This is a genomic window from Kribbella monticola (assembly GCF_003261635.1).
Classification (GTDB): Bacteria; Actinomycetota; Actinomycetes; order Propionibacteriales; family Kribbellaceae; genus Kribbella; species Kribbella monticola.
Genome location: NZ_QFXK01000030.1, coordinates 531571 through 556834 on the forward strand (window position 1 = coordinate 531571; position 25264 = coordinate 556834).

Annotated in this window: 30 protein-coding genes; 4 read left to right on the forward strand and 26 right to left on the reverse strand. The window is 67.4% G+C overall.

Annotation, left to right across the window (positions count from 1 at the left end; all coding sequences use genetic code 11):
- Positions 1-2: 2 nt before the first annotated feature.
- From DIZ26_RS18860 to rplM, 7 genes are all read right to left on the reverse strand, one after another.
- A complete protein-coding gene (locus DIZ26_RS18860; protein ID WP_112243105.1) occupies positions 3-1811 on the reverse strand; it encodes a glycoside hydrolase family 3 protein in 1809 nt (602 codons plus the stop codon).
- Positions 1812-2027: 216 nt separating this feature from the next.
- Positions 2028-2720, reverse strand: a complete 693-nt coding sequence (locus DIZ26_RS18865; protein ID WP_112243107.1) for a VOC family protein — start codon at positions 2718-2720, stop codon at positions 2028-2030.
- A gap of 77 nt (positions 2721-2797) precedes the next feature.
- The gene (locus tag DIZ26_RS18870; RefSeq protein ID WP_112243114.1) at positions 2798-3637 is read right to left on the reverse strand and encodes a TIGR03619 family F420-dependent LLM class oxidoreductase; all 840 of its coding nucleotides are present in this window, start codon (positions 3635-3637) and stop codon (positions 2798-2800) included.
- Positions 3638-3743: 106 nt separating this feature from the next.
- Positions 3744-4826, reverse strand: a complete 1083-nt coding sequence (locus DIZ26_RS18875) for an ABC transporter substrate-binding protein (protein ID WP_232828437.1) — start codon at positions 4824-4826, stop codon at positions 3744-3746.
- A 104-nt stretch (positions 4827-4930) separates the two neighbouring features.
- The gene (gene glmM, locus DIZ26_RS18880; protein ID WP_112243118.1) at positions 4931-6277 is read right to left on the reverse strand and encodes a phosphoglucosamine mutase; all 1347 of its coding nucleotides are present in this window, start codon (positions 6275-6277) and stop codon (positions 4931-4933) included.
- A gap of 7 nt (positions 6278-6284) precedes the next feature.
- Positions 6285-6806, reverse strand: coding sequence for a 30S ribosomal protein S9 (gene rpsI, locus DIZ26_RS18885; protein WP_112243120.1), 522 nt, complete (start codon positions 6804-6806; stop codon positions 6285-6287).
- 37 nt (positions 6807-6843) lie between these two features.
- Positions 6844-7287: a 50S ribosomal protein L13 gene (gene rplM, locus DIZ26_RS18890; protein WP_112243122.1), complete on the reverse strand. Its 444-nt coding sequence runs from the start codon at positions 7285-7287 to the stop codon at positions 6844-6846.
- Positions 7288-7590: 303 nt separating this feature from the next.
- On the opposite strand from rplM, the gene DIZ26_RS18895 reads away from it, so the two are divergent.
- The gene (locus DIZ26_RS18895) at positions 7591-8877 is read left to right on the forward strand and encodes a citrate synthase (protein WP_112243124.1); all 1287 of its coding nucleotides are present in this window, start codon (positions 7591-7593) and stop codon (positions 8875-8877) included.
- A 72-nt stretch (positions 8878-8949) separates the two neighbouring features.
- Here the strand turns inward: DIZ26_RS18895 and DIZ26_RS18900 are convergent, their stop codons facing one another.
- Complete coding sequence (locus DIZ26_RS18900; protein WP_112243126.1) at positions 8950-9405, reverse strand: nuclear transport factor 2 family protein; 456 nt, start codon at positions 9403-9405, stop codon at positions 8950-8952.
- Positions 9406-9511: 106 nt separating this feature from the next.
- Between DIZ26_RS18900 and DIZ26_RS18905 the strand changes: the two genes are divergently transcribed.
- On the forward strand, positions 9512-10087 hold the full coding sequence (locus tag DIZ26_RS18905; protein WP_112243128.1) for a TetR/AcrR family transcriptional regulator: 576 nt from the start codon (positions 9512-9514) through the stop codon (positions 10085-10087).
- 44 nt (positions 10088-10131) lie between these two features.
- Positions 10132-11118, forward strand: coding sequence for a glycoside hydrolase family 18 protein (locus tag DIZ26_RS18910; RefSeq protein ID WP_232828438.1), 987 nt, complete (start codon positions 10132-10134; stop codon positions 11116-11118).
- On the opposite strand, the gene DIZ26_RS18915 is transcribed toward DIZ26_RS18910, so the two are convergent.
- The 13 genes from DIZ26_RS18915 to DIZ26_RS18975 form a co-directional block, all read right to left on the reverse strand.
- The gene (locus tag DIZ26_RS18915) at positions 11115-12797 is read right to left on the reverse strand and encodes an ABC-F family ATP-binding cassette domain-containing protein (protein WP_112243131.1); all 1683 of its coding nucleotides are present in this window, start codon (positions 12795-12797) and stop codon (positions 11115-11117) included. The genes DIZ26_RS18910 and DIZ26_RS18915 overlap by 4 nt on opposite strands.
- Positions 12798-12844: 47 nt before the next feature.
- Entirely contained in the window at positions 12845-13609 is a 765-nt protein-coding gene (locus DIZ26_RS18920; protein WP_112243133.1) for a hypothetical protein, read from the reverse strand.
- Positions 13602-14129, reverse strand: a complete 528-nt coding sequence (locus tag DIZ26_RS18925; RefSeq protein WP_232828439.1) for a SigE family RNA polymerase sigma factor — start codon at positions 14127-14129, stop codon at positions 13602-13604. The genes DIZ26_RS18920 and DIZ26_RS18925 overlap by 8 nt, the downstream gene beginning before the upstream one ends.
- A gap of 16 nt (positions 14130-14145) precedes the next feature.
- Positions 14146-14766: a class I SAM-dependent methyltransferase gene (locus tag DIZ26_RS18930; protein WP_112243137.1), complete on the reverse strand. Its 621-nt coding sequence runs from the start codon at positions 14764-14766 to the stop codon at positions 14146-14148.
- Positions 14759-15571: a tRNA pseudouridine(38-40) synthase TruA gene (gene truA / locus DIZ26_RS18935; RefSeq protein WP_112243139.1), complete on the reverse strand. Its 813-nt coding sequence runs from the start codon at positions 15569-15571 to the stop codon at positions 14759-14761. Before truA ends, DIZ26_RS18930 begins: the two co-directional genes overlap by 8 nt.
- 95 nt (positions 15572-15666) lie before the next feature.
- A complete protein-coding gene (gene rplQ / locus DIZ26_RS38905; protein WP_112243141.1) occupies positions 15667-16380 on the reverse strand; it encodes a 50S ribosomal protein L17, sunset domain variant in 714 nt (237 codons plus the stop codon).
- A gap of 50 nt (positions 16381-16430) precedes the next feature.
- Positions 16431-17456, reverse strand: a complete 1026-nt coding sequence (locus DIZ26_RS18945; protein ID WP_112243143.1) for a DNA-directed RNA polymerase subunit alpha — start codon at positions 17454-17456, stop codon at positions 16431-16433.
- 103 nt (positions 17457-17559) lie between these two features.
- Complete coding sequence (gene rpsD, locus DIZ26_RS18950) at positions 17560-18168, reverse strand: 30S ribosomal protein S4 (protein WP_112243145.1); 609 nt, start codon at positions 18166-18168, stop codon at positions 17560-17562.
- A gap of 24 nt (positions 18169-18192) precedes the next feature.
- The gene (rpsK, locus tag DIZ26_RS18955; protein ID WP_012923659.1) at positions 18193-18600 is read right to left on the reverse strand and encodes a 30S ribosomal protein S11; all 408 of its coding nucleotides are present in this window, start codon (positions 18598-18600) and stop codon (positions 18193-18195) included.
- A gap of 44 nt (positions 18601-18644) precedes the next feature.
- Entirely contained in the window at positions 18645-19016 is a 372-nt protein-coding gene (gene rpsM, locus DIZ26_RS18960; protein ID WP_012923660.1) for a 30S ribosomal protein S13, read from the reverse strand.
- A 187-nt stretch (positions 19017-19203) separates the two neighbouring features.
- Positions 19204-19317: a 50S ribosomal protein L36 gene (rpmJ, locus tag DIZ26_RS18965; protein ID WP_008361054.1), complete on the reverse strand. Its 114-nt coding sequence runs from the start codon at positions 19315-19317 to the stop codon at positions 19204-19206.
- 29 nt (positions 19318-19346) lie between these two features.
- Positions 19347-19568 carry a translation initiation factor IF-1 gene (gene infA / locus DIZ26_RS18970; protein ID WP_012923661.1) on the reverse strand — a complete coding sequence of 74 codons (222 nt, stop codon included), beginning with the start codon at positions 19566-19568 and terminating at the stop codon, positions 19347-19349.
- A gap of 195 nt (positions 19569-19763) precedes the next feature.
- A complete protein-coding gene (locus DIZ26_RS18975; protein ID WP_408610247.1) occupies positions 19764-20117 on the reverse strand; it encodes a winged helix-turn-helix transcriptional regulator in 354 nt (117 codons plus the stop codon).
- Between the two features lie 76 nt (positions 20118-20193).
- On the opposite strand from DIZ26_RS18975, the gene DIZ26_RS18980 reads away from it, so the two are divergent.
- On the forward strand, positions 20194-21078 hold the full coding sequence (locus DIZ26_RS18980; RefSeq protein WP_112243149.1) for an NAD(P)-dependent oxidoreductase: 885 nt from the start codon (positions 20194-20196) through the stop codon (positions 21076-21078).
- On the opposite strand, the gene DIZ26_RS18985 is transcribed toward DIZ26_RS18980, so the two are convergent.
- The 5 genes from DIZ26_RS18985 to secY all read right to left on the reverse strand — a co-directional run bounded on the left by DIZ26_RS18985 (position 21062) and on the right by secY (position 25142).
- Complete coding sequence (locus DIZ26_RS18985; protein ID WP_232828440.1) at positions 21062-21907, reverse strand: type III secretion system chaperone family protein; 846 nt, start codon at positions 21905-21907, stop codon at positions 21062-21064. The genes DIZ26_RS18980 and DIZ26_RS18985 overlap by 17 nt on opposite strands.
- On the reverse strand, positions 21904-22359 hold the full coding sequence (locus tag DIZ26_RS18990) for a DUF1707 SHOCT-like domain-containing protein (RefSeq protein ID WP_112243151.1): 456 nt from the start codon (positions 22357-22359) through the stop codon (positions 21904-21906). The genes DIZ26_RS18985 and DIZ26_RS18990 overlap by 4 nt, the downstream gene beginning before the upstream one ends.
- An 82-nt stretch (positions 22360-22441) precedes the next feature.
- Positions 22442-23266 carry a type I methionyl aminopeptidase gene (gene map / locus DIZ26_RS18995; protein ID WP_112243153.1) on the reverse strand — a complete coding sequence of 275 codons (825 nt, stop codon included), beginning with the start codon at positions 23264-23266 and terminating at the stop codon, positions 22442-22444.
- Positions 23263-23841 carry an adenylate kinase gene (locus DIZ26_RS19000; protein WP_112243155.1) on the reverse strand — a complete coding sequence of 193 codons (579 nt, stop codon included), beginning with the start codon at positions 23839-23841 and terminating at the stop codon, positions 23263-23265. The genes map and DIZ26_RS19000 overlap by 4 nt, the downstream gene beginning before the upstream one ends.
- Positions 23841-25142, reverse strand: coding sequence for a preprotein translocase subunit SecY (gene secY / locus DIZ26_RS19005; RefSeq protein WP_112243157.1), 1302 nt, complete (start codon positions 25140-25142; stop codon positions 23841-23843). Before secY ends, DIZ26_RS19000 begins: the two co-directional genes overlap by 1 nt.
- Positions 25143-25264 lie beyond the last annotated feature (122 nt).

The following is a 25264-nucleotide window of genomic DNA, read 5'->3' on the forward strand; positions in this document are numbered from 1 at the left end:
GTTCACCAGCTCAATCCGTAGCCGAAGGGGTAGAGGGGCGTCTGCGGCTGACCCGCGACCGGGATGTCGACGGGGAGCTTGCCGGTCGGCGCGATCTCGCCGTACAGGACCTTCGCCAGCGACTCCATCGAGACGGCCGCGTAGCCGTAGGTGGCCAGGTACGTCGGCGCCTCGTCGAAGTACGCGATGTCGTACGGGTCGCGGACGGCCACGACGATCACGGTCTTGCCGGTGGCGAGCAGGTCCTTCACCAGCTTCTGCTGCTTGGCCAGCTTGTCGGTCACCTTCGTGTCCCAAGCCTTCTGGGTGAGCACCACGGTGACGTCGTTGGCCTGCGCCTTCGTCACTGCGTCCGCTATCGCGGCGTCGGTCGGGGCGGCGCCGGTCTGCGCGACTGTCGTCGTCGCTCCTCTGGCCGCGAGGCTGTTGGCCAGCGACTGCGTGGTGCTGACGCCCCAGCCAGTGACGAGGATGTTGCGCGGGGTCTTGCTCAGCGGCAGCGTGTTGTTGTTGTTCTTGACCAGCGTGATGCTCTTGTCGACGATCTTCTGCGCGGTGGCGAGGCTGGTCGGCGTACCGACTGTCGTCGCGATCTTCGCCGGGTCGACGAACGGCTGGAACAGGACACCGTTCTTGATCTTCATCAGCAGGATCCGCAGCAGGCTCTCGTCGATCCGGCGCTCACTGATCCGGCCCGACTTCACCGCGTCGAGGACGGCCTTGAACTGCACGTCCGGCGCCGGCGGCAGCAGCACCTGGTCGGCGCCTGCCTCGATCGCACGAACGGCCACCTCGGCATCGCCGTACTTCGCCCGAACGGCCGCCATCTCCAGCGCGTCGGTGACGATCAGGCCCTTGAAGCCGAGCTCGCCCCGCAGTACGCCGGTCAGGATCGGCTTGCTCAGCGTCGCCGGGTCACCCGACGGGTCGAGCGACGGAACCACGATGTGCGCGGTCATGATCGAGTCGATGCCGGCCTTGATCGCGGCCTTGAACGAAGGCGCGTCGATCGTCTCCCACTGCTCGCGGGTGTGGTTGATCGTCGGCAGCGCGGTGTGGCTGTCGTCGACGGTGTCACCGTGGCCGGGGAAGTGCTTCGCGGTCGCGGCGATACCGGCGTCGTTCTGGTAGCCCTGCACCTGCGCGACGACCATGTCCGACACCAGCTTCGGGTCGGACGAGAAGGACCGTACGCCGATCACCGGGTTGAGCGCGTTCACGTTCACGTCGGCGACCGGGGCGTAGTCCTCGCGGATGCCCATCGCCTTGAGCTCGCGACCGGTGATGCCTGCGGCCGTGCGCGCGTCGGCCGTGTTGCGGGTGGCGCCGTGCGCCATGTTGCCGCCGAACTGCGTGGCCGGCGGGCCGATCCGCACGACGACGCCTTGCTCCTGGTCGGTCGCGATCGTCAGCGGAAGGTGGAGACCTTGTTTCACCGCCGCAGCCTGAAGCTGGTTGCTGTACGTCGCGAGCTGGGTCGGGTTCTGCACGTTGTCGCGCGCGTTGAAGTAGATCCAGCCGCCCGGGTGGTACTTCGCGACGACCTCCGCCGGCGTCGCCACGCCGTACAGGGCGGTGTTGCGCGCGTCCGGCCGGTTCGCGTCCGGCCCGTAGGCGAACAGGACGAACATCTGGCCGATCTTGTCCTCGAGCGACATCCCCTTGATCGCCTGGGTCGCCTGCTGCAGATTGCTGATCGGCTGAGGCTTCCTCGCCTCAGGTGGTGGCGCACTGACCGCGGCCGCGGGCACCAGCGCCCCGACAGTCGCAGTGGCAAGGCTGGCAATGGCGAAGCGGCGCAAGGCGGACATACCAAACCCCTCAGGTAATTGAATTACAACCGTGCCCCCGAACGCGAAAGTTACCCACGCGAACGACGCGGGTCAAGGGCAAACCCATCCTTCCCCCAACACACCCCGCACACCCACCACAACCCACCGCACAACCCAAACGCTTGCACTACGCCCCACACACCTCCTCCGTCCGCGCTCTCACCCACCCCGTTTCGCCGTCCCCCGTCGGCGCGGTCAGCCGTCTCGGCCCTGCCAGGTGGTTATGCAGACTTCGTTGCCTTCCAGGTCGGCGAGGATCCAGAAAGCGGGCGCACGCGTCGCGGACAAGAGTCGGCCCCCGGCGGCCAGTGCGGTCTCGATGCGCCGTGGCGCTTCGTCATGCGGAACGCAGATGTCGAAGTGGATGCGGTTGCGTTGCGGGCGCGCCTGGTCCATCTGCTGGAACCAGACGGCCGGGCACTGCCCGACCGGGTCGACCAGCGGATCCTCCGGTCCGTCGGCACCCGGCTCATGGGTATAGCCGAGCACCGCCTTCCAGAACGGCCGAATTCCGGCGATGTCCAGCGCATCGATCGCGATCTCCAGGATCTGGACGGATCGCGGCGCCCCCGTTCCGATCTCCGGCTCCGTCAGAAGACCGGATCTCTCGGCGGCGGCAGAGATCTCGAGCGCGAGTTCGGCATCCCGGGTGGTGACCGCTGCGCGCTCAGCCGATTGCAGAGTGAAGACGACCCGATCGGGACGTGCATCGACCTGGAGGTGCCCGTCGGCGTCGTCACCACACACCGCCACAGCGTCCGCCGTCAAAGCGACCGCCCGAGCCAACGACCCGACCCGAACCGACGTACGCAAAGCGCCCAGCAAGAAGCGCCATCCAGCGTCCTGGACCGCGTCCGACGCTTCCTGCCGACTCAAGACCCGTTCCATGCCTACATCCTTCCAGCCCCACACACCCGCAGCTTCGCGGGCGACCGAGGATGACGACTTGCGTCTCGGGGGTGGGGTCAGAGGAGGGTGTCGGCGGTGTGGGTGATGAGGTCGTCGATCGCGGTGCCGTCCATGGTCGGGGGTTGGAGCAGGAGGCGGTGAACGCCGAGGTCGGCGTACCGGTGGGCGGTCTCCAGGTCGGGAAGGCGGTCCGGGGTCACGGTGATTTCGAGCGGGCCGAGGTCGGCCGGGCGGCTCCAGCGTTTTGACGACTCGCGCAGATCGGACAGGGCGGAGGCTGTCCGGTCGAGGTCGAGGTCCCAGCCGTACCAGCCGTTGCCCTGCTGGATCGCGCGTCGGTAAGCGGCCGCGGACTGGCCGCCCACGACGATCGGGGGATGCGGGCGCTGCACCGGGCGTGGGCGTTCGAAGACATCGGCGAAGGCGACGAATCGGCCGTCGAAGTGGGGCGCCGGCTCGTCCCAGAGGACCCGCATCGCGGCCAGGTACTCGTCGGTCCTGGCACCGCGCTCGGCCAGCGATACTCCGAGGGCATTGAGCTCCGGCTCGACATAGCCGACGCCGATGCCGACGGTCAGCCGGCCGTTCGACAGGTGGTCGATCGACGCCAGTTGCTTGGCCAGCAGCACCGGCTGGCGCTGCGGCAGCACGATCACCCCGGCTCCGAGCCGGATCCGCTGGGTCAGCGCCGCGAGGTGGGCGAGCGCGATGAGCGCCTCGATCCGCGGTTGCTCGCGCGGGTCGTCGTCGTTCTCCGGCAAGGCGATGTGGTCGCCGACCCAGAGCGATTCGAATCCGGCCTCCTCGGCCAGCCTCGCGCGCCGCGCCATCGTCTCCGGATCGGCACTGCTGCCCCGGTGCAATCCGTACAACCCGAACTTCAGCTCGTTCGTCATATCCACTCCCAGCCAAGGCAGTGGAGTCGGTCAGCCACTGCCGATCCCCTGAGGCTAAACCTCGAACAGGTGCATCAGAGACGTTTGACCCTGTCAGGCGGGGCATTCACCGCGGGTAGCGGATGCGGAAGTTCTCGACGGCCGCTGAATCCCGGTCCGCTACCTGGATCGGCGGATAGGTCCATTGCCACAGGCCGAGGCCCGGCGGACGGGTGAGCTGGATTCGGCCGCGGGTGCCGGAGACGTCGACGTACTGCCAGGAGTTCGCCAAACCTCGCCGGTCTGTGCCGTGAGAACGCAAGAGGTCGGCCAGTACGACGATGGTGTCGTAGCCCTCGAAGGCCACGAAAGAAGGTGCTTTGGGCAACTGATCTCGCAACGCGGCCTCGACTTGGTCGCCCAGCGCGGTGAGACGGTCGGGAAGGTAACGCAGGAAGGGAATCGCGGCGCCGTCCTTGCCCAGTAGTGTCGCCCATTCGCCGAACTCGGGTTGGCCGGCCGGAGCGCCGATCAGCAGGTCGGCGAGACGAGGGTCGCGGCGGACGGCCTTGACGATCGGTACTGCGGGCTCTGGGGTGCCGACCAGGAGAAGCAGAGCCGTCGCGCGGTGCTCGACAAGCGCATCGCACACAGCCGGCGGCGCGAGCGAGTCCAGCTCGATCAGCGAGCCGCCGCGATGCGTGAGGTGGTCCCGCAGAATGCGAGTTCCAGCGGCCCAGTAGACGCTCGGCTGGGCCACGACGGCGACTCGGCTGCGCCCCTCGCCGAGGAGGAAGTCCGCGTAGATCTGCCAACCTCGCGACTGCGGCGGGGCAAGACGTGCGACCCAGTCCGTCGGACGATCGACCAGCGCGTCGAGAACCGCCGAGGAGCAAAGGAACGGCAGCCCGAGGGCGTCGGCTCGTCCCGCAGCAGCGCGAGCTACGACGCTGTGATACTCGCCCGCCAACGCCACCACACCCAGCCGAGCCAACTCGTCAACGGCCGCGACAGCCCGGTCCGGATCGGCGGCCGTATCCCGGACCACCAACTCGAGCGGCCTTCCGGCGATCCCACCGGCATCGTTGACGTCGCGAACGGCCAACTCCAGGCCGGCGAGCAGCTGCCGCCCCGCCTCCACCCACCCCGGGCGGGTCAGCGGAACGAGAGCGCCGATCTGTACAGCCGAGTCCAGCCCAGATGTGACCATGCCGGACATTGCATCCGCCACCGTCGCCGGCAGGCAACCGGTTATCGGCGGCGAAGCCGACAACCGATCGCCCTTGCAGCATCCTCAACGCGACCTGGATGAGGTCAGAGCTTGAGCGAGGTCTCCACTACGGCGGCCAATTCGTGGGCAACCTCGTCGGCGATAGCTGACGATTCGGCTTCGACCATGACGCGGACCAGCGGTTCCGTTCCCGAAGGACGGAGGAGGACCCGGCCGGTGTCACCCAGGCGGGTCGTGGCGGCAGCAACAGCAGCCTGTACTGCGGGGTCTGTGCCGGCCCGGGACTTGTCGACGTTGGGCACGTTGACCAGGATCTGCGGGAGACGGGTCATCACGGCGGCCAGATCGGCCAGTGACTTGCCGGTCTGGGCGACCCGGGCCAGCAGCATCACTGCGGTCAGGGTGCCGTCGCCGGTGGTGGCGTGGTCGGACAGGATCACGTGCCCGGACTGCTCGCCGCCGAGCTTGTGACCGCCGGCCTTCATGGCCTCCAGCACGTACCGGTCGCCGACCTTGGTCTGCTCGACCGCGATCTGCTCGCGGACCATCGCCTGAACGAATCCGAGGTTGCTCATCACGGTCGCCACGACGGTGTCGTTGTGCAGCTTGCCGCTGTCGCGCATGGCCAAGGCCAGGATCGCCAGGATCTGATCGCCGTCGACCAGTTCACCGGCTGCGTCAACGGCCAGGCAGCGGTCGGCGTCGCCGTCGAGCGCGATGCCGAGGTCGGCGCGGTGGCCGATCACCTCGCGGCGCAGACCCTCCATGTGGGTGGATCCGCACTCGAGGTTGATGTTGAGTCCGTCCGGCGAGGCGCCGTACGTGATCACCTCGGCACCGAGGCGGCGCAGTGCCTCCGGGGCAGTCAGCGAAGCCGCGCCGTTGGCGCAGTCGATGACGACCTTGACCCCGTCGAAACGGTTCGGGGCGGAGCGGACCAGGTGCGAGACATAGGTCTCGAAGCCCTGCCCGTCGTCCAGCACACGGCCGACAGCCGCGCCGGTCGGGCGTTGCCATTCCTCGCCGACGCGGACCTCGATGGCGTCCTCGATCGCGTCGTCGAGCTTGATCCCACCGCGGGCCAGGAACTTGATGCCGTTGTCGGGCATCGGGTTGTGGCTGGCGGACAGCATCACGCCGAGGTCGGACCCGGTCGAACCGGTCAGATAGGCGACGGCCGGGGTCGGCAGAACGCCGAGCCGGACGACATCGACGCCGGCGCTGGCCAGACCGGCCACCACGGCGGCTTCCAGGAATTCACCGCTGGCACGTGGATCCCGGCCCACAACGGCGCGTGGCCGGTGCCCTTCGAAGGCACCGGCCTCGCCGAGTACGTGAGCGGCGGCGACCGAGAGGTCGAGCGCCAGCTCCGCGGTCAGGTCCACGTTCGCCAGGCCACGGACACCGTCCGTGCCGAACAAACGCGACATCAGGAAATCAGCGCTTGCTGTACTGCGGAGCCTTACGGGCCTTCTTGAGACCGGCCTTCTTACGCTCCTTGATCCGCGCGTCGCGGCTGAGCAGACCGGCCTTCTTCAGACCCGGCCGGTTCGCCTCCTCGTCGGCGGCGTTCAGGCAGCGGGCGATCCCCAGCTGCAGCGCACCGGCCTGGCCGGTGATGCCGCCGCCGTTGATCCGCGCGATCACGTCGTACGAACCCTCGAGACCGGCAACCACGAACGGCTCGTTCACGTGCTGCTGGTGCACCTTGTTCGGGAAGTACACGTCGATCGGCTTGCCGTTGACGGTGATGTTGCCCGTCCCCGGAATGAGGCGGACGCGAGCGACGGCCTCCTTGCGGCGACCGGTCGCACCGGCCGGGTTGATCACCGCGACGCGACCGGACTCGGCGCGCTGCTCCGGAGTCGGGTTCGTCTCGGAGGTGTAGGCGACCGGGCCCTCGGTGTCGATGGGGACCTCGGTGTCGAAGTCTTCGGTCTCGGTGGTGATGTCGCTCACGCTGGGAATCCTCGTTTAACTGGCTCGTCGACCGCTACTACTGAGCGATCTGGGTGATCTCGAAAGGCTTCGGCTGCTGGGCGCTGTGCGGGTGCTCCGGACCGGCGTACACCTTCAGCTTGCTGAGCAGCTTCCGGCTCAGACGGTTCTTCGGCAGCATGCCCCAGACAGCCTTCTCGACGGCCTTGCGAGGGTCCTTCTCGAGGATCTCGCCGACCGGTGTAGCGGTCAGACCACCCGGGTGACCCGAGTGGCGGTAGGCCAGCTTGTCGGTCCGCTTGTTGCCGGACAGGGCGATCTTGGAGGCGTTGATGACGACCACGAAGTCACCGCCGTCCACGTGCGGCGCGAACGTCGGCTTGTGCTTGCCGCGCAGCAGGGTGGCGATCTGGACGGCGAGCCGACCGAGCACGACGTCGGTGGCGTCGATCACATGCCACTCACGGGTGACGTCAGCAGGTTTCGGGCTGTACGTGCGCACGGTCGTTGACCTTCGTTTCTCAGAGGTTGACAAAACAGATACAGACGTCGGCGAGCGGCCCGCCATACCCCAACTCCTACCGGGAACAGGCCTAGAAACGCACAACGACAGCCCAGAATACCGGCGCGGGAGCCTTTGGGTCAAAGTGAGCCCAAGCCAGCTGGGGACCCCGGCTTGGAACGAGCTGAGGACCGCACTAGTTTAGCGGTGAAGATTGAAGTCCGATCCGCGTCCCGCCGGCGACGATGACCCTCATCACGGGGCTTTCCTCGGGCGACGACGCCAGCTTGCGAAGAGGGCATTGTGACCGAACAGTCGCTCACCGTCCGGGACAACCGGACCGGCAAGGACTACGACCTTGCCATCACCGATGGCACCATCCGCGCCGCCGATCTCAAGCAGATCACCGCGGCCGAGGGGGACGGTGGCCTGGCCACCTACGACCCCGGCTTCGTCAACACCGCCTCCACCCGGTCCTCCGTCACGTTCATCGACGGCGACAAGGGCATCCTGGAGTACCGCGGCTATCCGATCGAGCAGCTCGCCGAGCAGTCCAACTACCTCGAAGTGGCGTACCTGCTGGTCAACGGCAAGCTGCCGAACAAGGCGGAGTACGAAGCCTGGGTGCACGACGTGACGTATCACACGTTCGTGCACGAGAACCTGAAGACCTTCATGCAGGGCTTCCGGTACGACGCACACCCGATGGGGATGCTGCTGGCCTCGGTCGGCGCGCTGTCCACCTTCTACCCGGAGTCGCGCGACATCTTCGACGAGGAGTCGCGGGCGCTGCAGATCCGCCGGCTGATCGCGAAGATGCCGACACTGGGCGCCTTCTCCTTCCGGCACGCCCAGGGCAAGCCGTACGTCTACCCCGACAACGAGCTCAGCTACGCGGCGAACTTCCTGTCGATGCTGTTCAAGATGAGCGAGCCGAAGTACGCCGCCGACGACCGGCTGGTGCGCGCGCTGGAGATCCTGTTCATCCTGCACGCCGACCACGAGCAGAACGCTTCCACCAACGCGGTCCGGGCGATCGGCTCGACCCAGGTCGACCCGTACTCCGCGGTCACCGGCGGCATCGCCGCCCTCTACGGCCCGCTGCACGGTGGCGCCAACGAGGCGGTGCTGAAGATGCTGCGCCGGATCGGCTCGGTCGACAACGTGGGTTCGTTCATCGAGGGCGTGAAGGCCGGCGAGGAACGCCTGATGGGCTTCGGCCACCGGGTCTACAAGAACTACGACCCGCGCGCCAAGATCATCAAGAAGGCCGCCGACGACGTGTTCGAGGTGACGGGCATCAACCCGTTGCTGAAGATCGCCGTCGAGCTCGAGAAGATCGCGCTGGAGGACGAGTACTTCGTCTCCCGCAAGCTCTACCCGAACGTGGACTTCTACTCCGGCCTGATCTACGAGGCCCTGCAGTTCCCGCCGGAGATGTTCACCGTGCTGTTCGCCATCCCGCGGACGTCGGGCTGGCTGGCGCAGTGGGCGGAGTCGCTCGGCGACAGCGACCAGAAGATCGCCCGCCCGAAGCAGATCTACACCGGCGAGCGTGGCGTTCAGTACGTCCCCATGGGCGACCGCTGACCCGTAAGCATTGGAACGACCCCGGTCCGGGTGCAAGGCCTCGGACCGGGGTCGTTTTTGCGCTTTTGGGGACTACGACGCTGCTCTGTCGGCCGCCGGTTCCCGCAGTACTGCGATCAATTCGTCCAGCCGCCCCCGGGCCCGGGACATCGCGATGTGGTCGAGGTAGTCGCGGGACTCGACGATCAGGCCGTCGCGGATCCGCAGTACGAAGATGCAGGGCACGGTGAACGGTTCGCCGGTCTCGATCACGGTGCCGGCGTAGTCGAACTCCGCCACGATCACCTCCGGATCGGTGGTCTCGTGGATCCGCAGATTGGCCGGCTCGAAGCGGATCGCGGCGCCGGCCCGCGGCGCCACCGCGCCGAAGTGGTCGCGCAGCGCCTGCCGGGACAGCAGTGGTTTCTCCCCGTACGGCGAGAACGGGTGCCGCACGTCGGTCTGTTCGGCGTACAGGTCGGGCAGTTCGTCGTACCGGCGGTCGCAGACGCCGCGGACCAGCTGCAGGAACACCTCGGTGGGGGTCATGCGCGGAACCTTTCTCGTGGTTAAACGGAGTAGCAACTCCGAATATATGGAGTAGCGACTCCGTTTACAACTTCTCGACGCACATCCGCGTCTCCTACGCTGTGCGGTGACCAAGGAGGCGTGGCTGGTGCGAGCTGATGCGCAGGACAACCGGAACCGGATCCTGGCGGCCGCCGAGGAGATCTTCGGCCGGACGCCCGGCGCGTCGACCGAGGACGTCGCCAAGCAGGCCGGGGTGGGGATCGGCACCGTTTTCCGGCACTTCCCGACCAAGGTCGAACTGCTCGAGGCCGTCCTCACCGTGCGGCTGGAACGACTGCGTGACCGCGCCACCGAGCTCGCCGACGAGCCGGACGCGGGTGCCGCCTTCTACGGGTTCTTCACTCAGGTGGTCGCCGAGGCGTCGACCAAGCTCGCGATCTCCGAGGCGCTGGTCGCGTCGGGGTCCGCGGCCGGTGAATCAGCTCGCAGCGCGGGCGCCGGAATGCGGGAGGCGTTCGGGACGTTGCTCAGCCGCGCCCAGCAGAGCAACGCAGTACGGGCCGATGCCGACTTCCCCGAGGTGTATGCCTTGCTGATCGGCGCCTCCCGAGGCGCAACCGCCGCCGGCCTCGAGCCCCCCGTCCGCGACAAGATGCTCGACATCCTGTACGACGGACTTCGCCCCGCGCCGACCAGATGAGACAGCGCTGGCGAGCTTGGTCGCGCCGTCGCCGCATCCTCCTCGTGCTCACGATCGCCTTCCTGCTGGTGGTTCCGGTGCCGCTCGGACTGCATGCGGCGTCGCTGCGGATCTCGTACTCCGGTGAGCCGTCGAGCGAAGCAAGAACTCGCGGACACGACGCGCTGTGGCTCGGCCACGCCTGGGTCGACGGCCGGAAGACCCCGGCCGACGTCGCCGCTCTCGCCCAGCGACTCGAGGGCACCGGCATCCGCGATCTCTACGTGCACACAGGTCCACTGGAGCACGACGGATCCTTGCCATTGGCAACCGTCTCGCCGAAGGCGCGCTGGTTCGTCGACGCCGTCCACCGGGCGATGCCGAACGTCCGCGTGCAGGCCTGGCTCGGCGATGTCGTGCTGCCGCAGAAGAATCCCGGCATGGACCTGGACGACGCAGCCGTTCGCGACCAGGTGACCGCCGCATCCTCGCAGGTGCTCGACGAAGGCTTCGACGGCATCCACTTCGACCTGGAACCGTTGCAGTCCGGCTCCAAGAGCTTCCTCGCCCTGCTCGACCAGGTGCACGCGGTGACCAAGGCCCGCGGCGTACCGCTGTCGGTCGCAGCCGCACAACTCAACCCGCGGCCCGGCATGAACGGCGTATTGGTCGCCCTCACCGGCCAGAGCAAGTGGTGGTCCGAGCAGTACTTCGGTGAGGTCGCCCGCCGGGTCGAGCAGATCGCGGTGATGTCGTACGACACCGCGATGCCACTCGAATCCCTGTACGGCGGCTTCGTCGCGCAGCAGACCGAGAAGGCACTGGCCGCGACCCCACCCGGCACCGACCTTTTGATGGGACTACCCGCGTACTACGAGAACGACCTGTCCCACCGCGGATCGGCCGAGACGGTCGCTGCCGGTGTTCGCGGCGCCCGCCTCGGCCTCGGCAACTCCAGCCGGCAGAACTTCGGCCTGGCCCTGTACGTCGACTTCGCCGCGACTTCTGAGCACTGGTCCGCCTATCGCGACGGCTGGTGCCTCGACGACTAACGGGCGCGTTCGACCCGGCCCTCGTCCCAGACCGGGGTCGGGGACTCGTAGACCGAACCGTCGCTGCCGAAGACCAGGTAGCGGTCGAAGCCTCGCGAGAACCAGCGGTCGTGGGTGACGGCGAGAACCGTTCCGTCGAAGGAATCCAGGCCCTCCTCCAGCGCCTCGGCGGATTCCACGTCCAGGTTGTCCGTCGGTTCGTCGAGCAGCAGCAAGGTGGCGCCGGACAACTCCAGCAGCAGGATCTGGAACCGCGCCTGCTGACCGCCGGACAAACTGTCGAAGGTCTGCTCGGCCGCATGGGCCAGCTCGTACCGGTCGAGCTTGCGCGAAGCCAGCTCGCGCCCCATCCCCTCGCGATGCTCGTCGCCGCGATGCAGGATCTCCAGCAGCGTCCGGCCGACCAGCTCGGGGTGCTCATGCGTCTGTGCGAACCAGCCCGGCCGGACCCGCGCGCCCAGCTTGACGTTGCCGGTATGCGCGACCGGTGTGATCGGCACCTCGCCGACCGGCTGGTGCTCGATGTCCGGATCCGTTCCACCATTGGCGAGCAGGCGCAGGAAGTGCGACTTGCCGGAACCGTTCGAGCCGAGCACGGCCACGCGTTCGCCGTACCAGACCTCCAGGTCGAACGGTTTCATCAGACCGGTCAGCTCCAGCCCGGTGGCGACCACCGCGCGCTTGCCGGTCCGGCCGCCGGTGAGCCGCATGCTGACCTTCTGCTCGCGCGGGATCGCCTGCGGCGGCCCGGCCTCCTCGAACTTGCGCAGCCGGGTCTGGGCGGCCTTGTAACGCGAGGCCAGACCGTCGTTGTACGCCGCCTTCTGCTTGTACATCAGCACCAGGGCCTTGAGTTTGGCGTGCTCTTCGTCCCACCGGCGGCGCAGTTCCTCGAACCGTTCGAACCGGTGCTTGCGGGCCTCGTGGTACGTCTTGAAGCCGCCGCCGTGCGTCCAGATGGTGTTGCCTGCGGCACCTAATTCGACGGTGACGATCCGGGTCGCGGTATTGGCCAGCAATTCGCGGTCGTGGCTGATGTAGAGCACCGTCTTCTGGGTGGCGTTGAGCTGCTCCTCGAGCCAGCGCTTGGCCGGTACGTCGAGGTAGTTGTCCGGCTCGTCCAGCATCAGCACCTCGTCGGGGCCGCGCAGCAGCGCTTCCAGGACGAGCCGCTTCTGCTCGCCGCCCGACAAGGTCTTCACCTCACGCCAGCGGCAGTTGTCGTACGGGATGCCGAGCGCCGACGTCGTACAGACGTCCCAGAGCACCTCGGCGTCGTACCCGCCGACCTCGCCCCAGTCCGCGACCGCCTGGGCATAGCGCAACTGGGTCTTCTCGTCGTCGGCCTCCATCATCGCCAGCTCGGCCTGATCGAGCTTGGCGGCGGCCTCCTGTACTGCGGCCGGCGCGACCCCGAGAAGCAGATCGCGGACCGTCGAGGAGTCGCGGACCGAACCGACGAACTGGCGCATCACCCCGAGCCCGCCGGACCGCGCGATGCTGCCGCTGTGCGGTTTCAGGTCGCCCGCGATGATCCTGGTCAGCGTGGTCTTACCGGAACCGTTCGCCCCGACCAGGGCGACCTTGGCCCCGTCCCCGACCCGGAACGTGATGTCGTCCAGCAACACCCGCCCGTCCGGCAACTCGAACCCGATTCCGGCGACATCCACATGACCCATGCCCACCAGTCTGACCGGCAGTTCGCGGTACGGCGAACGGTTATGCCCTACCAGCCCTTCAGGTGGTCCAGGTAGATCCCGCCGGTGGGCCGAACCGTGCCCTTCATGAACAACTTGAGCGGGGCCGCATACAGTCCGAACGTCCGCGAGCCGGTGAAGAACCCGACCGAAGCGCAGCCGTCGTACGCGACCCAGATCTCCTGTTGTCCCCGCGAGGTGTCGAACCGGAGCACAATCGCCTCCTTGGCGCGGGCCGACGGGGCGCACTTGAACACCGGGAGGTCCGGGTTGCGCTCCGGCAGCACCTTGATCGCATCGACCACCTGTTGCGCCGTGTCGGCGTTGAAGCTCGCCGAGCCCAGCAGCATCGGGTCACCCGGGGAAATGCGGTAGCGGCACGCCTGGAGGCCGTACACGGGCAGTTGTACGTCGAGGCCGGTGCCCGGCGGCACCGCCTCCGGTCCGGGGGCTGTCTCGATCGGGTGACTCTGCGGGCACGCCATGCCGCTGTCCTGGCTGGGGGCCCGAGGACTGTCGCTGAGCGGACCACTGCCCTCCGCGGCCGCCTTGCTGTCGCCCGCGCTGGTGGAGACAGGTGACGGCGCACCGATGGCGCCCCAGACGCCACCGATCGACACGGCGACCACCACGGCAGCCGCAGCGGTGATCAGCGTCTGCCGGCGGCGACGAACCCGACGGCGGGCGATCCTGGCCATCCCCTCCGAGCGGAAGCCGCGCGCGGAGTCCGCCTTGGTCTGGAAGGCGTCTGCGACCTTGGGGCCGAGTTCCTGCTCTGGTTCGTGCTCAGGCATCCTCGGCTCCTTCCTTGCTCAGTGTGTCCTTCAATGACGCCAGTGCCCGGTGTACATGCGATCTGGCCGTCGCTTCGGCGCAGTGGAGCAGCCCCGCGATCTCGGCGTACGAGAGCTCTTCGTAGAAGCGCAGTACGACGGCTGCGCGTTGCTTGTCCGGCAGTGTCGAGCAGAGCGCCCAGACGGCCTCCGCGTCGGCCCTGGCGGCGGCACCGTCGACACTGGGCGGCGCTGTCCGGGTGGGCTCCGCAGCGGGTGCCTCGCGGCGCCGGAAGCGACGCCACCACGAGATGTGCGCATTGACCACCATCCGCTTCACGTACGCCTCTGGGTCGTCGGCACGGCTGACCCGCCCCCAGCGGGCGCAGGCCGTCGTCAGGGCGTCCTGGACGGCGTCCTCGGCCAAGGAGGTGTCACCGGTCAGCACATAGGCGAACCGCAGCAGGGCGTCGACCCGCTCCGTCACGAACAACTCGAAGTCGGGTGCGCCTGCCTCGGTTCCTGTCTCTGCCGCCGCCAAGGCCGCCTCCATACCCTCAGGACGGTGTCGCGGCCTGGTTCGTTGCAGTGACTTTCAGGACCCGGAACCCCTTGGCGCTGGCCGTCCGCTCGCACGGGTAGCCCTGCTCACCCAGCCACTTCTGCAGCGAGTCCGCGCCGAGGTTCTTGCCGACCACCAGCCACGCCACGCCGTCCGGGGCGAGCCGGGCCAGCCAGTGCAGCAGCATCTTGTGCAGTTCCGGCTTGCCGATATGGATCGCCGGGTTCGACCAGATCTCGTCGAACCGAATGTCCTCCGGTACGCCGTCCGTCAGCACCGGGTGCACGCGATCGCCGACACCGGCCGCCTTCGCGTTCTCCGCGGTGAGTTCGAGTGCCCTGGTGTTCACGTCGACCGCCCACACCTGCGCGTCGGGCGCCTCCACAGCCAGCGCAACGGCGATCGGGCCGTAGCCGCTGCCCAGGTCGAGGATGGTGCGGCTGCCGGTCGGCGGCGGCACCTCGCGCAGCAGCACCGACGTACCGAGGTCCAGGCGGTCGCGGGAGAACACCCCGGTCGCTGTGGTGAAGGTGTACTCCTTGCCCCAGATGCGCGCCTGCACAGTACGGCGTACGTCGGCTGAGGTGGGCTCTGCCGAGAAGTAGTGGTCAGCCACGCTGGTGCACCTCTCCCCTGACCTGGCGGGACTCCTGCGCCCGCTTGGCCAGCTGTTCGTCTGCTGGGTAACGCACTTCTTCCAGGGTGAGCCCGTGCGCGGGCATCACGGTCACTGCCGAGTCCCGCACTCCAGCGGCGAGCACTGTGGCGGGCCAGTCCGTCTCACGCCGCCCGTCGCCGACAGGGATCACCGAACCCACCAGAGCCCGCACCATCGAGTGACAGAAGGCATCGGCGATCACCGTGCCCTCCAGCAAGCCCGGTGCCACTCTCTCCCAACTGAAGGCCAGTAGCGCGCGGACAGTACTCGCGCCCTCGCGCTTCTTGCAGAAGGCAGCGAAGTCGTGCTCGCCGAGCAGCTTGGTGGCGGCCGCGTTCATACGGTCCACGTCCAGTGGCCGGCCTACCCGCAGTACTTCCTTGCGGCGCAGGGGATCCCAGGCGGCCGGTTCGTCGCAGACGCGGTAGACGTACCGGCGCGCAATCGCCGAGAACCTGGCGTCGAAGCCTTCCGGAGCCACTGCGACCGCTGTCACTGCGACGTCCTCGGGCAGTACGCCGTTGAGCCGCCGCAGCAGCTCGCGGGTCGGCATGTCCATCTCCAGGTCGACATGGGTGACCTGGCCGCGCGCGTGCACGCCGGTGTCGGTTCTACCGGCGCAGGTGACCATCGGGGGCTCCGCGGCCCGCAGTACGGTCCGGAGCGCCTCCTCCACGGTCTCCTGGACGCTCCTGAGGGCGGTCTGACGGGCCCAACCGTGGAATCCGGTGCCGTCGTACCTCAGATCAATCCGCAAACGCACAGGAGCCCTTCCAGCTTGGCAAAAAGCCGCTCATTCTAACGCAGCAGCGCCCCCACACCAGAAGTGTGGGGGCGCTGCTGATGATCGCTGAGGAGTTACTTGTCCTCGGTCTCGCCGGCCTTGGTGAAACCGGCAGCCGCGGCGGCCTCCTCGGTGCGGAACCACACCTCGGCCTCGGTCTGGTCGTACCAGGGCGAGTCGGTGGTGTGGTACTTCATCGAGTTCTCGTTGCCCTTGATGTCGAAGCCCTCGGGCGCCGAACCATCAGCGTTCGGGGCGGCCGAGTCGGCGCCGAACTTGCCCTCGACCGTGTCCTGGACCTTGGTCTCCTCGGCCGGAGCCTCGGCAACCTCGTCCTTGACAGCCTCGTCCTTGGCAGCGGCCTTCTTCGCGGTCGCCTTCTTGGCCGGGGCGGCCTTCTTCGCGGCGGCCTTGGCCTTCGGCGAGTCGGCCAGTGCCTCGACCAGCTCGATCTTCACCATCGGCGCGTTGTCGCCCTTGCGCGGGCCGAGCTTGATGATCCGGGTGTAGCCGCCCGGACGGTCCGCGTAGCGCTCGCCGATCTCGGTGAACAGCACGTGCACGACGGACTTGTCGCGGATCCGCTTCATCACCTGACGGCGCGAGTTGAGGTCACCGCGCTTGGCCTTGGTGATCAAGGACTCCGCCAGCGGCTGCAGGCGCTTGGCCTTGGTCGCCGTGGTGGTGATCGCGCCGTGCTCGAACAGCGAGGTGGCCAGGTTGCTGAGGATCAGCTTCTGGTGCGCCGCGCTGCCGCCGAGACGGGTTCCCTTGGTGGGGGTAGGCATTTTCTGTAACTCCAGGAAATCTCAGGCCCGGGTGCGGGCCTTGGATGGGCTCAGTACTGCTCGGTCTCGGCGAAGCTCTCGTCCTCGTCCTCGGCGTCGTCGCCGTACGCCTCGGCGGCTGCACGCAGGTCGAAGCCGGGGGGCGAGTCCTTCAGCGACAGGCCCATCTCGGCCAGCTTCAGCTTGACCTCGTCGATCGACTTGGAGCCGAAGTTGCGGATGTCCAGCAGGTCCTGCTCGCTGCGCGAGATCAGCTCACCCACGGTGTGGATGCCCTCGCGCTTGAGGCAGTTGTAGGACCGGACGGTCAGCTGCAGGTCCTCGACCGGCAGCGCCAGGTCGGCGGCCATCTGCTCGTCGACCGGCGACGGGCCGATGTCGATGCCCTCGGCCTCGACGTTCAGCTCGCGGGCCAGGCCGAACAGCTCGACCAGGGTCTTACCGGCCGACGCGACGGCGTCGCGCGGCAGCATCGACGGCTTGGTCTCGACGTCGACGACCAGCCGGTCGAAGTCGGTGCGCTGCTCGACACGGGTCGCCTCGACCTTGTAGGTGACCTTCAGGACCGGGGAGTAGATCGAGTCGACCGGCATCCGGCCGATCTCGGCGTCCGCGGACTTGTTCTGGATCGCGGACACGTAACCGCGGCCCCGCTCGACGACCAGCTCCATCTCGAGCCGGCCCTTCTCGTTCAGGGTGGCGATCTTCAGGTCCGGGTTGTGCACCTCGACACCGGCCGGCGGCGCGATGTCGGCGGCGGTGACGTCACCCGGGCCCTGCTTGCGCAGGTACATGGTGACCGGCTCGTCGTGCTCGGAGGAGACGACCAGGTCCTTGAGGTTCAGGATCAGCTGGGTGGCGTCTTCCTTCACCCCGGCGACGGTGGAGAACTCGTGCAGGACACCGTCGACCTTGATGCTGGTGACGGCCGCGCCCGGGATGGACGACAGCAGGGTACGGCGGATGGAGTTGCCGAGGGTGTAACCGAAGCCCGGCTCCAGCGGCTCGATCACGAACCGCGAGCGGTGCTCGTCGACGACCTCTTCGGCCAGGGTGGGACGCTGCGCAATAAGCACTGTGTGTTCTTCCTTCTAGTTCCGCGACGACCACTATTTGAGGTCGCGAACCGAAGAACGACGCCCCGCCCGCCAGGACCTGGGTCCCGGCGGGCGGCGTACGTCAGTTCTTCGAGTAGAGCTCGACGATCAGGTGCTCGGCGACCTGGGTGTCGATCTGTGCCCGGGTGGGCAACTGGTGCACGAGGATCCGCAGCCGCTCGGGCAGCGCCTCGAGCCAGGCCGGAACCACTCGCTCGGAGTGGGTCTCCCTGGCGATGATGAACGGCGTCGTCTCGGCCGACTTCGGCTTGACGTCGATCACGTCGTGGGCCGAGACCCGGTACGACGGGATGTTCACCTTGATGCCGTTCACGGTGAAGTGACCGTGCACGACGAGCTGACGGGCCTGACGACGCGTGCGGGCCAGACCGGCGCGGTACACGACGTTGTCGAGGCGGGACTCGAGGATGATCAGCAGGTTGTCACCGGTCTTACCAGGACGCCGCGAGGCCTCCTTGTAGTACAGGCTGAACTGCTTCTCGAGTACGCCGTACGCGTAGCGAGCCTTCTGCTTCTCACGAAGCTGGAGCAGGTACTCGCTCTCCTTGGGACGGCCGCGGCCGTGCATACCCGGCGGGTACGGACGACGCTCGAACGCCTTGTCGCCACCGACGAGGTCGACCCCGAGACGGCGCGACTTCTTGGTCATGGGTCCGGTGTAACGGGCCATTTTCGCTGCCTACCTTTCTCTGGGTCAGACCCGGCGCCGCTTGGGAGGGCGGCAGCCGTTGTGGGCGGTCGGGGTGACGTCCTGGATGGTGCCGACCTCGAGGCCGACAGCTCCCAGCGAACGGATCGCGGTCTCGCGGCCGGAGCCGGGACCCTTCACGAAGACGTCGATCTTGCGCATGCCGTGCTCCATCGCACGCCGGCCGGCAGCCTCGGCTGCCATCTGCGCGGCGAACGGGGTCGACTTACGCGAACCCTTGAAGCCGACGGTGCCCGCGGAGGCCCACGAGATGACCGCGCCGGTCGGGTCGGTGATCGTCACGATCGTGTTGTTGAACGTGCTCTTGATGTGCGCGTGGCCGGCGGCCACGTTCTTCTTCTCCTTGCGGCGCACCTTCTTCGCGCCGGCCGCTGTGCGGCTCTTGGGAGGCATAGGTCAGTTACTCCTGGAAAGGTCGAGGCTGTGGGTCATCCGGGTCACTTCTTCTTCTTGCCGGCGATCGCCTTGCGACGACCCTTACGGCTGCGGGCGTTGGTCCGCGTGCGCTGACCACGCACCGGCAGGCCGCTGCGGTGCCGGCGACCCTGGTACGACCCGATCTCGATCTTGCGGCGGATGTCCGCGGTCACCTCACGACGGAGGTCACCTTCGATCTTGTAGTTGCCTTCGATCCAGTCGCGGAGCTTGACCAGTTCCTCGTCGCCCAGTTCGTGGACGCGCTTGTCACCGGAGATACCGGTGGCTTCGAGCGTCTTCAGGGCGCGAGTACGACCTACACCGAAGATGTAGGTGAGAGCGACCTCGATGCGCTTGTCGCGCGGCAGGTCGACCCCTACGAGGCGTGCCATGTGGCGGTGTTCCTTTCGTCGGCAGAGGTGTGGTGGCGCGCTGCGTCCTTGCCCGCCTCGGTGAGTTGTTCACCGGCAAGGCCCCGGCCTCTGTTCCGGGGGCAACATCCAGCGTGGATCCGGTGCTGGACGAGCATGCGCGCTGTGGTGCGAAAGTGCAGGGTGGAGCTTCGAGCTGGGGCTGAAATCAGCCTTGCCGCTGCTTGTGCCGCGGGTTCTCGCAGATCACCATGACCCGGCCGTGACGGCGGATCACCTTGCACTTGTCGCAGATCTTCTTGACGCTCGGATTGACCTTCATCGAGCTTCTTTCTTCGACAGGTGGGCTGGTTACTTGTACCGGTAGACGATGCGACCCCGGGTGAGGTCGTACGGCGACAGCTCCACGACGACCCGGTCCTCGGGGAGGATCCGGATGTAGTGCTGCCTCATCTTGCCGCTGATGTGCGCGAGCACCTTGTGCCCGTTGGACAGCTCAACACGGAACATCGCGTTCGGCAGGGCCTCGACGATGGTGCCCTCGAGTTCGATAACTCCCTCTTTTTTGGGCATGTCCTCGCACTTCTGTAGACAACTGGATGGAAAGTACTACTGGCAGCCCTCCACCGCTGAACACCAGCCACCCTCCCGACGGCGCGAAGATACGCACCCATCGGGCAGCCGCGGGCAGCACGATCAGAGGCCACAAAGAGCCAAGGAAAGAGTGTACGCCACTCACCCGCCGGAAACCCAATCGGGCCCGGACGGTCAGCAACTCCGGGTAGCGGTGAGCTCGTCCAGATGGTCCGCGCCCCACGCATCCAAGGGTGCCAGAGCAGCGTTCAGGGACTCACCGAGCGCTGTCAGAGAGTACTCGACCTTCGGTGGCACCTGGTGGTAGACCTCCCGGTGCACGATCCGCCGGCTCTCCAGCTCGCGGAGCTGCTGGATCAGCATCTTCTCCGTCACCCCGGAGACGTCCTTGCGCAGCTCCCCGAAACGCCGCGGCCCATAGTGCAGAGCCCAGAGGATCCGCGGTTTCCACTTCCCACCGATCACATCGGCGGCCGCATCCAGCCCACAGGTGTACGGCGCCATGACGACCATCCCGCGTCCCTCCATACTGACTTCTTGGTAAGTACCTGACTATTTAGTAGGTACTTGTCGACTTTAAAGCATCCGGGCAACTCTGGAACCCATGAAGACCTCTGTCACCGTCCTCGGTCTCGGCGCGATGGGGACCGCCCTCGCCCGGGCCTTCCTGGCCGCCGGCCACCCGACCACGATCTGGAACCGCACTCCCGGCCGCTCCCCCGAACTCGACGAGCTCGGCGCCCGCCGGTCCGAAGACCTCACCGACGCGCTCACCGCCGCCCCGCTGGTGATCGCCTGCCTCCTCGACTACGCGAGCGTCTCCGAAGTACTCCGACCGGCGGCCACCGCCCTGGACGGCCGAACGCTGGTCAACCTGACCAACGGCACGCCGGCCCAAGCCCGCAGTACGGCGGAATGGGCGCGGCAGCACGGTTCGCAGTACGTCGACGGCGGCATCATGGCGGTGCCCTCGATGATCGGCGGGCCGGCCGCTTTCGTGCTCTACAGCGGTTCGACCGGCGCGTTCGAACAGCACGAGGCCGCGCTGGCCGCACTCGGTCGCGCGACCTACCTGGGTAGCGATCCGGGACTGGCTCCACTGCACGACATCGCCTTGCTGAGCGGCATGTACGGCATGTTCGCCGGTGCATTTCAGGCCTACGCCCTGCTCGGCAGCGAGAAGGTCTCCCCGACCGCCTTCACCGCAGACCTCCTGGTGCCATGGCTCACCGCGATGCTCACCTCATTGCCCCGCATGGCCGCGGATCTCGAGTACGGCGCCGAGCCGGGTCCGGCTGGATCCAACCTCGCCATGCAGGCGGCGGGATTCGTGAACCTCATCCAGGCCGCCGAGGACCAAGGAATCAGCCCCGAACTACTCCTCCCGATCCAGCGACTTCTGGAAGACGCGGTGGCCGCCGGCGCGGGCGATCAGGACCTGTCGGCGCTGGTCCCTCGACTCGCGACCAACGTCATTCGGGCGGGTTAGCCGACTCGGGAGGTCGCTGCGCTACGGAGGTCGCGAGCCACTGCTCGCCGGCTTGCCAGACGTGTTCCGGCATCAGGTCGAGGAGGTCGCAGGCGGCGTCGAGGTGCGCCAGCGCAGTACTGGCATCGCGGTACGCCGGCAGGATCGCGACGAATCGGCGTCCCTCGGAGCTGAAGCCGAACGGCGGCACCTGCGCCAGCGCCTCGAGGGCCCGTGGATGCAGCACCTCCACCGCCAGATCCTCGCGGCCGTTGAACAACAGATAGGTCTCCGTCGCGCCGTCGACCTCCAGCTTGATCGGCAGGAGGCTCGCGGCGGCGACCGGAGCCAACGGGGCGGGCAGCACCTGAAGCGGCGGCAACGGCCGCTCGACTTCAAGGTCGAGGAAGTCGAAGCCGAGCCGGCGCCGCCCTACCTGGTGCCGGAACCGGCCGGTCCAGAACTCGCGGCCGCGGTGCCGGCCGGACGTCACGTCGACCGCCTCCGCGTGCGGATCCGCGTCGAAGGGCGGGAACGGCCAGCGGTCGAGCAGAGCCGGCTCGACCGCGCTGAAATGCCAGCCCATCTGCTCGACGACGTCCTCCCAGGCCCGGCGCAACCGAAGCTCGGACCAGCGCATCCCCAGCGTGAAGACGACCAGGGCGAGGAACCAGCCCATCACCAGCCAGCCGACCCAGCGCGGCTCGAGCAGCAGTCCGGCGATCACCAACGGGATCGCGATCGCGAACCAGAGCACGAAGACGACGGCCGACCCCTGCCGGAACTGCCACACCCAGTCGGGCCGCAGCAGCGGCCGCCGGGGGTGGCGACTGACCGGGGCCGTCGTCAACGTCGCTTTCCGAGCTGGCCCATGACGATGATCGCCCACGGGATCAGCAGCCAGACGGGCCAGAAGTGCGGCCAGTGGCCGCCGTTACCCAACCCGATCACGAACCAGATGACCACATTGATCAAGACGATGCCGGTGAACCCGCCGCCCAGGTTCCGGAGCCCGTGCTGTTGCGCCTGCTTGCTCTTCGGCCGGTCGGGGAACTGCCCGGGGGCCGGCGCGGGCGCGACGTCCTGGACGTTGGCCGGGGTCTGGTAGGTCCGGACCGGGGGAAGGTCGCGCACCAGCGGTTCCAGCTCGCCGTACGTCTGGACGGTGTACAGCTGGTCGAGCCGCGAGCTGAACTCGGGCTGGTCCAGCCGGCCGTCGGCGAAGGCGTCGCGCAACCGGCCGGCGATCTTGTCGCGGTCGGCCTCGGTGAAACGCTGGTGGGGCTGGTACTGACTGGGCATGTCTCAAGTGTGCCTCAGCCCGGGAGCGCGCGGCGTCCCCCGACGGACGGACCCCGGGGTAGTTCTCCCGTACGTCGTGACGTCAGTCGGCCAGCGGACCGAACGTGACGCCGAGCTCCTTGAGCTTCGCCTCGCCGCCGTCGAGGGCGGTCAGCACCCACGGGCCCTGCGGGGTCAACGTGAACGTGTGCTCGGTGTGCGCCGCGACCGTGCCGTCGTCGGTGACGACGGTCCAATCGTCTTCCAGCGTGTGGTTGTCCTGCTTGCCGAGCGTGAGCATCGGCTCAACCGCGAGGGCTAGACCCTCGACCAGCTTGGGACCCCGGCCGGCCTTGCCGTAGTTCGGCACGTTCGGTGGCTGGTGCATCGCCGACCCGATCCCGTGCCCGACGAAGTCCTCCACGATCCCGTACGACGAGTTGGCGCGCACGTGCTGCTCGACGGCGGCCGAGATATCGGTCAGCCGGCCACCGAGCCGGGCGGCCGCGAAGCCGCGCCACATCGACTCTTCGCAGATCCGGGCCAGCTCGAGCAGTTCGGGAGCCGTTTCGCCGACGCCGACGGTGATCGCCGCGTCGCCGTGCCAGCCGTTCACGATCGCACCGCAGTCGATCGAGATCAGGTCGCCCTCTGCCAGCACCCGGTCACCGGGGATGCCGTGCACGATCTCGTCGTTCACCGATGCGCAGATCGAGCCGGTGAAGCCGTGATAGCCCTTGAAGGACGGCGTCGCGCCGGCCGACCGGATGCTGTCCTCGGCGATCGCGTCCAGGTCGCCGGTGGTGATCCCGGGCTTGACCTCGGAGCGGAGAAGTTCGAGCGTGCGGCCGACCACGAGGCCGGCCGCACGCATCGCGACGATCTGTTCGCGGGTCTTGAGCTCGATCCCGCGGTCCTTGAAGATCACTGACCATCCGTGAGCGACTTGAGGGCGGCGAGCACGCGCTCGCTGACCTCGTCGATCTCGCCGACGCCGTCGACCTCGACCAGCAGGCCGCGCTGGGCGTACACCTGCAGCAGCGGCTTGGTCTCGGCGGCGTACACGTCCTGACGGTGCCGGACGACCTCTTCGGAGTCGTCCGCCCGGCCGTCGATCTTGGCCCGGCGCAGCATCCGGTCCACCAGTACGTCGGTGTCGGCGATCAGGGCGACCACGGCGTCCAGCTTGTGTCCGTGCTCGGCCAGGATGTCGTCCAGGGTGCCGACCTGGGGCAGGGTGCGGGGGTACCCGTCGAGCAGGAACCCCTCCCCCGCGTCCGCGTCGGAGAGCCGGTCGCGCACCATCGCGTTGGTGACCTCGTCCGGCACGTAGTTGCCCGCGTCCATGTAGCGCTTCGCCTCGAGCCCCAGCGGGGTCTCGTCCTTGACGTTCGCACGGAAGATGTCGCCGGTGGAAACAGCCGGGATGCCGAGCCGGTCCGCAAGCACCTTTGCCTGCGTACCCTTACCCGCCCCGGGCGGACCCATCAGCAACATTCTCATCAGCGCAGGAACCCTTCGTAGTTACGCTGCTGCAGCTGACTCTCGATCTGCTTCACCGTGTCCAGTCCGACCCCGACCATGATCAGGATCGACGTTCCACCGAACGGGAAGTTCTGGCTGGCGTTCAAGAGCACCAGGGCGACCAACGGGATCATCGAGATCACCGCGAGGTAGATCGCCCCCGGCAGCGTGATGCGGGACAGGACGTAGGAGAGGTACTCCTCGGTCGGCCGGCCCGCCCGGATCCCGGGGATGAAGCCGCCGTACTTCTTCATGTTGTCTGCAACTTCCTTCGGATTGAAGGTAATCGAGACATAGAAGTACGTGAAGAAGATGATGAGGGCGACATACGTCACCATGTAGATCGGGTGATCGCCCTTGACCAGGTTGCCCTGGATCCACTGGGCCCATTTCTCCTGCGACTTGAACTGGCTGACCAACACCGGCAGGTAGAGCAGGCTCGAGGCGAAGATGACCGGGATGACGCCGGCCTGGTTCACCTTCAGCGGGATGTAGGTGGAGGTGCCGCCGAACATCTTGCGGCCCACCATCCGCTTGGCGTACTGGACCGGGATCCGGCGCTGTGCCTGCTCGATGAAGATGACGGCGGCCATGATCACCAGGCCGATGGCCAGCACGACGATGAAGGTGCCGATGCCCTTCTGCTTGCGGATGTTCCACAGCTGCGTCGGGAAGGTGGCGACGATCTGGGTGAAGATCAGGATCGACATGCCGTTGCCGACACCACGGTCGGTGATCAGCTCACCCAGCCACATGATCACGCCGGTACCGGCGGTCATCGTGAGCACCATCACCACGACGGTGAACCACTTGTCGTTGTGCAGCAGCGGCTCCTGGCAGCTCGGGAAGAGCCGGCCGGGGGTGCGCGCCAGCGCCACGAACGCGGTCGCCTGCAGGATCGCCAGACCGACGGTGAGGAACCGGGTGTACTGGGTGATCTTGGTCTGCCCCGCCTGGCCTTCCTTCTTCAGCGACTCCAGCCGCGGGATGACCACGGTGAGCAGCTGCAGAATGATGCTGGCGGTGATGTACGGCATGATGCCCAGCGCGAAGACCGCGAGCTGGAGCAGCGCCCCACCGGAGAACAGGTTGATCAGGTTGTACAGGTTCGCGTTCTGACCCGACGTGGCTGCTTTCAGACACGTGTTCAGCGACTTGACGTTGACGCCAGGCGCCGGCACAACCGAACCGATCCGGAAGATCACGACAATGAAGAGCACGAACAAGATCTTCCGGCGCAGGTCCGGAGTCTTGAACGCGTTGGCAAAGGCGCCTAACACCCTGTCCTCCCACAAGTTTCCCGTGCCCGGTCAGGGCAGGGGCCTAGCAAAGCAGCTGGGCAAGAGACGAACCAGGGCTCGTCCGAACTCCAGCGTGACAATAACAAACGCTGGCTCGCACG

Coding starts and splice junctions, on each gene's coding strand:
- DIZ26_RS18860 (WP_112243105.1), bottom strand. CDS start 1,811: ATGTCCGCCTTGCGCCGCTTCGCCATTGCCAGCCTTGCCACTGCGACT.
- DIZ26_RS18865 (WP_112243107.1), bottom strand. CDS start 2,720: ATGGAACGGGTCTTGAGTCGGCAGGAAGCGTCGGACGCGGTCCAGGAC.
- DIZ26_RS18870 (WP_112243114.1), bottom strand. CDS start 3,637: ATGACGAACGAGCTGAAGTTCGGGTTGTACGGATTGCACCGGGGCAGC.
- DIZ26_RS18875 (WP_232828437.1), bottom strand. CDS start 4,826: ATGGTCACATCTGGGCTGGACTCGGCTGTACAGATCGGCGCTCTCGTT.
- glmM (WP_112243118.1), bottom strand. CDS start 6,277: ATGTCGCGTTTGTTCGGCACGGACGGTGTCCGTGGCCTGGCGAACGTG.
- DIZ26_RS18900 (WP_112243126.1), bottom strand. CDS start 9,405: ATGACCCCCACCGAGGTGTTCCTGCAGCTGGTCCGCGGCGTCTGCGAC.
- DIZ26_RS18915 (WP_112243131.1), bottom strand. CDS start 12,797: ATGGGTCATGTGGATGTCGCCGGAATCGGGTTCGAGTTGCCGGACGGG.
- DIZ26_RS18920 (WP_112243133.1), bottom strand. CDS start 13,609: ATGCCTGAGCACGAACCAGAGCAGGAACTCGGCCCCAAGGTCGCAGAC.
- rplQ (WP_112243141.1), bottom strand. CDS start 16,380: ATGCCTACCCCCACCAAGGGAACCCGTCTCGGCGGCAGCGCGGCGCAC.
- rpsD (WP_112243145.1), bottom strand. CDS start 18,168: ATGGCCCGTTACACCGGACCCATGACCAAGAAGTCGCGCCGTCTCGGG.
- rpsK (WP_012923659.1), bottom strand. CDS start 18,600: ATGCCTCCCAAGAGCCGCACAGCGGCCGGCGCGAAGAAGGTGCGCCGC.
- rpsM (WP_012923660.1), bottom strand. CDS start 19,016: ATGGCACGCCTCGTAGGGGTCGACCTGCCGCGCGACAAGCGCATCGAG.
- rpmJ (WP_008361054.1), bottom strand. CDS start 19,317: ATGAAGGTCAATCCGAGCGTCAAGAAGATCTGCGACAAGTGCAAGGTG.
- infA (WP_012923661.1), bottom strand. CDS start 19,568: ATGCCCAAAAAAGAGGGAGTTATCGAACTCGAGGGCACCATCGTCGAG.
- DIZ26_RS18975 (WP_408610247.1), bottom strand. CDS start 20,117: ATGGAGGGACGCGGGATGGTCGTCATGGCGCCGTACACCTGTGGGCTG.
- DIZ26_RS18980 (WP_112243149.1), top strand. CDS start 20,194: ATGAAGACCTCTGTCACCGTCCTCGGTCTCGGCGCGATGGGGACCGCC.
- DIZ26_RS18990 (WP_112243151.1), bottom strand. CDS start 22,359: ATGCCCAGTCAGTACCAGCCCCACCAGCGTTTCACCGAGGCCGACCGC.
- DIZ26_RS19000 (WP_112243155.1), bottom strand. CDS start 23,841: ATGAGAATGTTGCTGATGGGTCCGCCCGGGGCGGGTAAGGGTACGCAG.